Source organism: Amycolatopsis sp. NPDC059021 (genome assembly GCF_042739895.1).
Classification (GTDB): domain Bacteria; phylum Actinomycetota; class Actinomycetes; order Mycobacteriales; family Pseudonocardiaceae; genus Amycolatopsis.
Window position 1 is genome coordinate 35,197 of the sequence record NZ_JBHYIQ010000033.1, and the last position, 9,310, is coordinate 44,506.

At 70.0% G+C, this 9,310-nt stretch carries 8 protein-coding genes; all 8 read right to left on the reverse strand.

Annotated features, from left to right (window positions below):
* Positions 1-34 precede the first annotated feature (34 nt).
* The 8 genes from ACFWX1_RS20715 to ACFWX1_RS20750 all read right to left on the reverse strand — a co-directional run bounded on the left by ACFWX1_RS20715 (position 35) and on the right by ACFWX1_RS20750 (position 9,010).
* Positions 35-1,654: an amidohydrolase gene (locus ACFWX1_RS20715; protein ID WP_378389588.1), complete on the reverse strand. Its 1,620-nt coding sequence runs from the start codon at positions 1,652-1,654 to the stop codon at positions 35-37.
* Positions 1,651-2,694: an ABC transporter ATP-binding protein gene (locus ACFWX1_RS20720; RefSeq protein WP_378389590.1), complete on the reverse strand. Its 1,044-nt coding sequence runs from the start codon at positions 2,692-2,694 to the stop codon at positions 1,651-1,653. Before ACFWX1_RS20720 ends, ACFWX1_RS20715 begins: the two co-directional genes overlap by 4 nt.
* Entirely contained in the window at positions 2,687-3,502 is an 816-nt protein-coding gene (locus ACFWX1_RS20725) for an ABC transporter permease (RefSeq protein ID WP_378389592.1), read from the reverse strand. Before ACFWX1_RS20725 ends, ACFWX1_RS20720 begins: the two co-directional genes overlap by 8 nt.
* Positions 3,495-4,358 carry an ABC transporter permease gene (locus ACFWX1_RS20730; RefSeq protein WP_378389594.1) on the reverse strand — a complete coding sequence of 288 codons (864 nt, stop codon included), beginning with the start codon at positions 4,356-4,358 and terminating at the stop codon, positions 3,495-3,497. Before ACFWX1_RS20730 ends, ACFWX1_RS20725 begins: the two co-directional genes overlap by 8 nt.
* Complete coding sequence (locus ACFWX1_RS20735; RefSeq protein ID WP_378389596.1) at positions 4,355-5,395, reverse strand: extracellular solute-binding protein; 1,041 nt, start codon at positions 5,393-5,395, stop codon at positions 4,355-4,357. Before ACFWX1_RS20735 ends, ACFWX1_RS20730 begins: the two co-directional genes overlap by 4 nt.
* A 10-nt stretch (positions 5,396-5,405) precedes the next feature.
* Complete coding sequence (locus ACFWX1_RS20740) at positions 5,406-6,695, reverse strand: aspartate aminotransferase family protein (protein ID WP_378389598.1); 1,290 nt, start codon at positions 6,693-6,695, stop codon at positions 5,406-5,408.
* 39 nt (positions 6,696-6,734) lie between these two features.
* Positions 6,735-8,180: an NAD-dependent succinate-semialdehyde dehydrogenase gene (locus ACFWX1_RS20745; protein WP_378389600.1), complete on the reverse strand. Its 1,446-nt coding sequence runs from the start codon at positions 8,178-8,180 to the stop codon at positions 6,735-6,737.
* A gap of 245 nt (positions 8,181-8,425) precedes the next feature.
* Complete coding sequence (locus tag ACFWX1_RS20750; protein ID WP_378389602.1) at positions 8,426-9,010, reverse strand: TetR/AcrR family transcriptional regulator; 585 nt, start codon at positions 9,008-9,010, stop codon at positions 8,426-8,428.
* Positions 9,011-9,310: the final 300 nt, after the last annotated feature.

Below are 9,310 nucleotides of genomic sequence, written 5' to 3' on the forward strand. Positions count from 1 at the left end.
CCCTTCAGCTCATCTGGTGCGAGGAAAGTCCCCTTCAGCCCAGCACGACGCGGCCGCCGACGATGGTCAGTACCGACCGCAGGTTCAGGAGTTCGGCGGCGGAGGCGGTCACGGGGTCGGCGTCGAGTACGGCCAGGTCAGCCAGCCGTCCGGGGGCCAGCGTGCCCTTGACCGCGTCGGCGTTCTCCGTCCAGGCGGGCCCCGACGTCCACAGCCGCAGCGCCTCCTCCCGGCTCAGCCGGTCGGGGGGCGCCGGTGGCCCGAAGGGATTCGGGCCGGGCACGCCGGTGAAGGTGGCGACGCCGCGCCGCCAGTCGGGCTGGGTGACCGGCGCGTCCGAACTGTCCGCAGTGGACACGCCGTGGTCCAGCAAGGCGCGTGCCGGGAAAGCCCGCGCCCACTGCGCTTCGCCGACGGTGCGCACCATCGACGGGCCGCTGTAGGTGCGCATGAGCGAGCTGGTGATGACGCCGATTCCGTGCCGTGCCAACCGTTCGTGGACCGCGGGCGAGAGGAACGTGCCGTGGATCAGCACATGTCGTGCCGCCGGCCACGGGTCGGCGGCCGCCGCGGCCTCGATGGCGTCCACCACGGCGTCGGCGGCGCGATCGCCGGTCACGTGCACCTGCGCCTGGACGCGTTTCCGGTGAGCCGCCGCGACGAGCGCACGCAGTTCGTCCACTCTGGACTCGGCGCTGTCCCCCACGGTGACGAGATCGCCGTGGCTGCCGTCCGGGTAAGGATGGTGCATCCACGCCGTGCAATGGGTCGGCACGCCGTCGGCGAACAGTTTGATGCCCCCGGCGCGCAGCAGGTCGTCACCGCCGAACGACGCGCTCTCCAGCGCACGGCGCAGGCTCGCTGCCGAAGTGGTGGGAGAAGGCCAGTCCCAGTGCAGGAGCGCGTTGACCCGCACGGTCAGCCTGCCCGCGGCGTGCAGGTCCTGGTAGTCCCGCCACATTTCCGGGGTCACGATCGGATCCGTCACGCTGGTGACGCCGAGTTCGTTGAGACGCCGCATCGCACGGACGATCACGTCGAGCCGCTCTTCCCTGCCGGGCCGTGGAATCAGCCGCGCCACCAGATCCTGGGCGCTTTCCACGAGCATCCCGGCCGGCTCGCCGCGCTCGTCGCGCACGATCTCTCCGGCGGGCGGATCCGGGGTGCCGGCGGTGATCCCGGCCCGGCGCAGCGCGGCGCTGTTGGCCCACACCGAATGCGACGAAGCGTGGTGAAGCACCGCCGGACGATCACCGGTGACCCCGTCCAGCCAGGCACGGGACGGAACGGCGTCACCCGCCGCGAACTCCGCGATGGTCGTCTCCCGCCAGCCGCGGCCGACGATCCACTCGCCGTCCGGTGCGGTGGCCAGCGCCGCGGCGACGGCGGCCAGGTCGCCGGCGGCCGAGAGGTCCACGCAGAACTCCGGACCGCTCAGTGCGTGCCAGGCCAGATGCAGATGCGCGTCGTTGATCCCCGGGACGACCGTTTTCCCTTGCAGCTCAACCACTCGGGCGCCGGAGTTCGCGGCCGCGGACACCGTCTCGTCGTCCCCCACGGCGTGCACGACACCATCGCGGATCAGCACCGCGCTCACGACCCCGGGACCGTCGAAGGTGCGGACGATCCCGCCGCGCAGCAGCAAATCGGTCATGACGCCACCTTGTCGGCGAAGACATCGATGCCAGCCGGGTCCGGGACGACGGCCTGGTGTTCCGGATGCCAGGCCACCACGACGTCGGCGCCGGGCCGATGCTCGTGGACCGCACCGGCGGAGAGGATCGCGCAACCGCGGGTGCCGTCGCCGTAGCGGAGCCAGACCCGGCTGTGGTCGCCGACGTAGACGACGTCGGTGACCACCGCGCCGGCACGCTGGTGACCGGCCGGGACGTCGGTCTCCGCGTACAGAGTCACACGTTCGGGACGCACGATCGTCACCTCGCCCGGAGTGAGGCGCAGCGCGTTGGACTCGCCGATGAACTGCGCGACGAAGAGCGTTTCCGGCCGCTCGTAAAGATCTTCCGGCGTACCGACCTGTTCGACGCGGCCCTCGTTGAACACCGTGATCCGGTCCGAAAGCGTGAGCGCCTCCTGCTGGTCGTGGGTCACGAACAGGAAGGTCATGCCGAGTTGCCGGTGCATCCGCGCGATCTCCCGCTGGAGCTGGTCGCGCAGCTTCTTGTCCAGTGCTCCCAGCGGTTCGTCCATGAGCAGCGCCCTCGGCTCGTAGACCACGGCGCGGGCGAGCGCCACCCGCTGCTGCTGCCCGCCGGAGAGCTGCCGGGGGAAGCGGTCGCCGACCGCGGAAAGGCCGACCATCTCCAGCGCCTCCGCGACCCGCCGGTCGATCTCGGCACGCGGCCGTCCACGTCGGGAAAGTCCAAACGCGACATTGCGGGACACGGTCATGTGCGGGAAGAGCGCGTACTGCTGGAACACCACGCCGAGATCGCGCCGATGCGGTTTGAGGCGCGAGATCTCGCGGCCGTCGACGGTGATCGACCCGGCGGTGAGCGGCGTGAACCCGGCGATCATCGAGAGCATCGTGGTCTTCCCGGACCCGGACGGCCCGAGGAAGGTCATGAACTCGCCGTCCGCGATGTGCAGCGACACGTCGTCCACCGCCGGACGGCCGACGCCGGGATACGCCTTGGTCACGTGCGAAGTGATGATTCCGCGGTGTTCGTCAGTCATGGTGGCTCCGTCGGCGAAGGAACTGGGGCACGAGCAACAGGACCGTCGTGAACACGACGATGAGACTGGACGCGGCGGCGATGGTCGGGTCGATCTCCAGCACGATCGACTCGTACATCTTCACCGGCAGCGTCTTGATGTCCGGTGTCTGCAGGAAAAGGGCGATGACCACCTCGTCGAACGACGTGGCGAAGGCGAACACGAAGCCGGACGTCACCCCGGGCGCGACGAGCGGGAGGACCACCTTCCGCAGGGTCGTGAACCGGTTGGCGCCGAGGCTGGCGGCCGCCCGTTCCATGACGGGGTCGTAGCCGGTGAGGCTGGTCTGCACGGAGGTGATCACGAACGGCACGCCGAGCACCGTGTGGGCCAGCACGAAGCCGAGCATGGTGCCGTTCAGCTGCCAGCGCAGGAAAACCCCGTAGACCGCGACCGCCACGACGATGCCGGGCAGGATCATCGGCGCCATCAGCAGTTGCCGGACCGCGCCTCGGCCGCGGAAGCGGGCCCGGTCGAGCCCGAACGCCGCGGCGACACCGAGCACGGTCGCGAGTGCGGCCGCCAGCAGCGCCACCTGGACGGAGTTGGCCAGCGACCCCAGCCACTGCTTGCTGCCGAAGAACTCGCCGTACCACCGGAGTGACCAGCCGTCCGGCGGGAACTGGAAGGTCGAGCCCGCGCCGAAGCTCATCGGGATGACCACGAGCGTCGGCGCGATCAGGACGAACCCCACGAGCACGACCCAGATCCGCAGTCCCACACCGAGGGTGCGTTCCTTGCGGGCTACGCGGGTGACGGAGTCAGCCACGGTCCGCACCTCCCGTCATGCTGCTGCCGAGCGGCGCGGCGATCCGGCTGATCACCGCGAGCACGATCAACGTGAGCACGAGCAGGATCGCGCCCAGCGCGCCGGCGCCCGCGAAGTCGAGCAGATCGTTGACGCGGGTACCGATCACCTGCGCGGCGAGCGCCTGCTGTGGCGTGCCGAGCAGCGCCGGGGTGAGGTAGAAGCCCAGCGACATGATGAACACCACCGAAACCCCCGCGAGTACACCGGGCATCGACAGCGGCAGGTACACCCGCAGGAACGCGACGGGCCCACGAGCGCCGAGGCTGCGCGCGGCGTGGAGCAGGCTGCGATCGATGCCCAGCATGGTGTTCTGCAGCGGCAGCACCATGAACGGCAGCATCACCTGCACCATCGCGACGGTCACCCCCGCGACCGAACCGAGCAGGCTCATCCCGTGGATGCCGACGGTGTCGAAGAGCTTTTCGATCACCCCGCCCCGCTGTTCCAGTACGTACCAGGCGAAGTTGCGGGCCATGACGCTGGTCCAGAACGGCATCAGCACCAGCAGCGTAAGGAGACCGCGGGCCCGCCTGCCCACGCGGCTCATCGCGTAGGCGTAGGGATAGGCGATGACCAGCGTCGCGGCGGTGATGATCAACGCCGTCCGCAGGGTCCGGAGCACGACGCGGATCTGCACCTTGTCACCGAGCACGGCCACGTAGTTGGCGACGCCGAAATCCGGCTCCGAGAAGCTGCGCCACAGGATCACGGCCAGCGGGTAACAGAAGAACACCAGCAGGACCGCCGCCGCGGGGAACAACAGCCAGGACGCGGCGACGCGGCGAGTCGCTCTTCCCGGCACCACGGCGGTCATCCGGTTTTCCAGTCCGACCAGGTCTTCACGACCCTGGTCCGGTTGGCCGCCCACCACTTCACATCGCTGAGCACGCGCAGGTCCTCCTTGTCGTCCCCCCAGATGTCCAGAGCACGGGCGATTTCCGGGTAGCGGGGTTTCGCCGCCGAGTTCGCGGGGCCCACCCCGGCCCGCTCGGCGAACGCCGCCGATTGCGCGGGTTCGGCGGCGTAACGGATCAGCTGCTTCGCCTCCTCCGCGCGGCGGGATCCCTTGGGTACCACCAGAACGTCCCAGGTGACCGGGATCGGCACCCCGGAGACCACCTTCCAGTTGGTGGCCCCGGTCTTCAGCAGCGAATAGGCGCGGGCACTGACGATGAGCGCCAGATCCGCCTGTCCCCCGGCCATGCGCTGCTGCTGATCGCCGTAGGTGTCGCTGATCGACAGCTCGGGCCGGATGCGGTCGTACATCGCCAGCGCACGCGGCACGTCGAGCGGGTAGAGCCGGTCCTTCGGGACGCCGTCGGCGAGCAGCGCCGCCTCCAGTGTGCCGACGCTCGGATCGTTGCCGTAGATGATCCGCCGCCCGGGAAACTTGGCGGGGTCGAAGAAATCGGCCAGCCGGGACGGCGGGTGATCGCCGTAGACGTTCGCGTTGTACATCAGCGTCATACCGAAGAACGCGTCCGGGATGCCGCAGGGCGTCAGCGTGTCCCGGGGGAACGCCGCGGCCAGCGGTCCCATGTCGACCGGCTCGACCAGGGTGCCGCACGCCTGAGCCGCCGACGACGCCTCGGTGTCGACGACGTCCCAGGTGACCTTGCCCGCCTCGACCATCGCCTTGAGCTTGGCCATGCTGGACGGGCCGTCGATCGTGACCGTGGTCCCGGTCTTGGCCGTGTACGGGTTCAACCAGGCCGAGCGCTGGCCCGCCTGGTAGGCGCCCTGGCCGTAGGAGACGAACACGAGGGAGTTCTCGCCGCCCTCGGAGACGGCGCATCCGGCGGCCAGGAGGAGCGTCGCCGCGGACAACAGCGCTGGTATCCGGCGTCGCACGATGCCTCCCTCAGCCCGCGGCTGCCGCGACGTGGCGGCACAGGACGTCGGCAAGGGTGTCGAGCTGCTCCTCGGTGATCACCAGTGGCGGGGAGAGCACGATGCTGGCGCCCGACGCGCGGACCACGACGCCGTCCGCGCGGCAGCCGGACTGGACGGACGCGGTGGGCACGCCGTCGAATTCGATGCCGAGCATCAAGCCGACCCCGCGTACCTCGCGTACGTGCGGGAGCTTCGTGAGCGGTTCGAGCCGCTCCCGGAGACGCGCGCCGAGGACGCGGGCGCGCTCGGGGAGGTTCTCCCGCTCGATGATGTCGATGTTGGCCAGCGCCACCGCCGCCCCGACCGGATGGCCGTTGTAGGTGAACCCGTGCAAGAAGGTCGCGCCGTCGGCCAGCTCCAGCACCCGGCGCCCGATCAGCACCGCGCCCATCGGGATGTAGCCGCTGGTGATGCCCTTCGCGAGCACGATCATGTCCGGTTCGATGCCGAAGTGGTCGCTGCCGAACCAGTGGCCGGTCCGGCCGAAGGCGGTCACGATCTCGTCCACGATGAGCAGGATTCCGTGCCGCCGCAACACTTCCTGCACTCGCGGCCAGTAACCCTCCGGCGGCGGGACCATACCGCCGACGCCGAGGACGGGTTCGCCGATGAACGCGGCGATGCGGTGCGGGCCGATCTCCTCGATGCGCCGTTCCAACTCGGCGACGAGGAGATCGGTCGCGTCCGGGCCGTGCTCGATGCCGTGCGGTTTGCCCAGCCATTCGACGTCCGGCAGCAGCGGGCCGAAACCCGCGCGCAGTCCGTCGATGCCGGTCGCGGCCAGGGAGCCGCCGCCCATGCCGTGATAGCCGCCGGTGCGGGCGAGGATGACCGTGCGCTCCGGCGAACCCGCGTGGTGGTGGGCGAGGCGGGCGAGCTTGATCGCGGTCTCGTTGCCTTCGGAACCGCCGTTGGTGAGGAAGACGCGTTCGAGCCCTTCGGGGGCGAGCTTCAGCAGCCGGTCGGCGAGCCGGATGGCCGGGGCGTTCGAGTAGTCCCCGAAGGACGAGAAGAACTCCAGCCTGCCGATCTGTTCGGCGGCGACGGTGGCGAGTTCGGCGCGCCCGTGCCCGACCGGGCACTGCCACAGGCCGCAGGTGCCGTCGATGTACTGGCGGCCGTCGGTGTCCCAGAGCAGCGCGCCCTCGCCGCGTTCGAGGACGAGCGGTTCGGCGGGCGCGCCGATCACCGTGTGCGGATGTATCAGGGTGCTCCGGTCCAGTTCGGACAGTTCCGGTGTGGACAGTGTGCTGGTCATCGAGGTCCTTTCCGATGTGGACGGTCGGAAGCGGGTGGTTCAGAAACGCAGCGCGACGGCCTTGGCCTCGGTGTAGGCCTCGATGCCTTCGCTGCCGCCTTCGCGTTCCTGGCCGGAGTTCTTCTGCCCACCGAACGGGAGTTCCGGGCGCACGGGAGCGGGGTCGTTCACGCCGATCACACCGAAGTCGAGCCGCTCGAGGACGCGCCAGACGCGCCGGAGGTCGGCACCGAACACGTACGCGGCCAAGCCGTATTCCGTCGCGTTGGCGAGAGCGACGGCTTCTTCGTCGTCCGAGAACGTCGACACAGCCAGCGCGGGGCCGAACGTCTCCTCCCGGGAGATCAGCATGTCGGGAGTGACGTCGAGGAGAATGGTCGGCTGGAAGAAGTGACCGCGCAGAGCCGAATCCTCGGGCTCCCACCGGCTTCCGCCGACGAGTACCCGCGCTCCCTTCTCGACGGCGTCGGCGACCTGACGCTCGACCTTCGCGATCCCGGCCTCGTCGATCAACGGCCCCACCGCGACGCCTTCGGTGTCCCCGCGCCCGAGCCGCAGCGCCGCCGTCTTCTTCTCGATCAACGCCAGAAGGTCGTCGCGGACGCTCTCGTGCACATACAGCCGGTTCACCGCGGTGCAGCTCTGCCCGGCGTTGAAGAACTTCGCGGTCACGACACCGGACGCGGCGGCTTCGAGATCGGCGTCCGCGAAGACGATCGCCGGGGAATGACCGCCCATCTCCAGCGACGTCCGGCGCAGCACGGAACCGGTGCGGCGCAACAGTCCCAGGCCGACCTCCGTCGACCCGGTGAAGCTCACCTTCCGCAGCCGGCGGTCGGCGAGCAGGGTGTCGACCAGTTCCGCGGGCCGGGTCGTGGTCAGGGACTGGAGCACGCCCGAGGGCAGGCCGGTTTCCTGCAGGATCCGGAGCAGGGCGGTGGCGATCAGCGGTGTCTGCTCGGCGGGTTTCGCGATCACCGGGCATCCCGCCGCCAGCGCGAGACCGACCTTGCGGATGAGCATGCTGGCCGGGAAGTTCCACGGCGTGATGGCCAGTACGGGGCCCACAGGACTGCGCAACACCAGGCCGGGACCCACCGCGTTCGCCGGGGTCACGCGCCCGTTGGCGCGGCGGCCCTCCTCCGCGGCCCACTCCAGCATGCGCGCGGCGCCCGCCAGCTCGCCCGCCGCTTCGGCCAGCGGCTTTCCGTTTTCCTGGCTGAGCAAGCGGGCAAGTTCGTCACGCCGGGCACGGATGGTGGCCGCCCCGGCACGCAGGTAACCGCCGCGCGTCTCGGGATCCGTTTCGGCCCACCCGCGGAAGGCGGCGGAGGCCGCGTCGAGGGCGGAACGAGCGTGCTCGGGTCCGGCGTCCGAAGCCTGGCCGATCACCTCGAGACTCGCGGGGTCGACAACGTCGAAGGACGAGGGCGCGGCAGCCCAGCGCCCCTCGATCAGTAGGGTCGCGACAGCGGTGTCTGACATCGGAACGCCTTTCACAGCGGAGATTCGGGCCGTGGTGGCCGAGGAACGCGATCGGGTGCGCCGCCCGGTGGAGCTTGGCACCTCGATGCGCCGAGTCTGAACTCAAGTGTTGATGAAGTCAACACCCAAACCGCGGCGAGTTCACCTCGTTACCCGGAGTTTTCCTTTGCCACACAAGGAAATGATCACTACCCGCGTGTCGACAGTGGACACGCGGGTGGTTGACGAACAGCGGCGAGGAGAGGTCAGGTGTCCACGATGGACGTTTTCGCGGCGCCGCTCGCCTTCAGCAGTGTGCGCAGCGCGTCGAGCGCCGCGCCGGGGTCGGCCTCGGGATCGGCGACCTGATGCAGGAACATCCCGTCGAGCGCGTAGTAGACGAGCGAGGTGAGCCCGTCGTCCGGCGAAGCCCCGATCGAGGCGAGATCTTTCGCCACCGCACCGAAATAGCTCTCGTACAGCCGTTGCACGCCCGGCCGCAGCTCCGCCCGCCCGGCGGATTCGACGACCAGCCGGTACTGGAAGATCTGGATGTCGGCGCTCTCGGCGAAGCGCTTCCGCACGTCCGGCCCGCCCGCGAAGATCCCCGCCCGCGCGCCGAGGAGACCATTTTCGGCGCTCTCCTCGAGCACCCAGTCGAGCGACGAGCGCAGCAGGTCGTCGATGGACGAGAAGTGATGCTGCACCGCGCCCGTGGTGACGCCGGCGGCACCGGCGACGGCACGGTACGTCAGCCCGCGGATCCCTTCCCGCGCGACGACTTCGACGGCGGCACGCTGCAGCGCGCGCTTCATCTCGGCGGGCGCCCGCTGCCCCTTCCGGCTCGCCATGCGGTCTCCTTCCGCGCACCCCGGACGCCGGTTACATTACAAATGTAATGAACGACAGTCAACAGGCTGCGGCGAAGAGAACGTCTGCGTGACACCGATGGCGGATCCGACAGAGCTCCGGCACTGTTGCCGGGGGCGGGGGGCTGGGGCCACCGCCCCCCGGGGCGCGCCCCCGGGGGTGTCGGGGGCGACAGCGCGCGGCCGCCCGCCGCTGGGCGGGCTGATCGCCGCCGGGCCGGGCTGGCTGTGGATCTTCCTGATCAACCTGCCGCTGTGCGTGCCCGCGCTGGTGCTGGGGTC

Coding starts and splice junctions, on each gene's coding strand:
- ACFWX1_RS20745 (WP_378389600.1), bottom strand. CDS start 8,180: ATGTCAGACACCGCTGTCGCGACCCTACTGATCGAGGGGCGCTGGGCT.
- ACFWX1_RS20730 (WP_378389594.1), bottom strand. CDS start 4,358: ATGACCGCCGTGGTGCCGGGAAGAGCGACTCGCCGCGTCGCCGCGTCC.
- ACFWX1_RS20715 (WP_378389588.1), bottom strand. CDS start 1,654: ATGACCGATTTGCTGCTGCGCGGCGGGATCGTCCGCACCTTCGACGGT.
- ACFWX1_RS20720 (WP_378389590.1), bottom strand. CDS start 2,694: ATGACTGACGAACACCGCGGAATCATCACTTCGCACGTGACCAAGGCG.
- ACFWX1_RS20750 (WP_378389602.1), bottom strand. CDS start 9,010: ATGGCGAGCCGGAAGGGGCAGCGGGCGCCCGCCGAGATGAAGCGCGCG.
- ACFWX1_RS20740 (WP_378389598.1), bottom strand. CDS start 6,695: ATGACCAGCACACTGTCCACACCGGAACTGTCCGAACTGGACCGGAGC.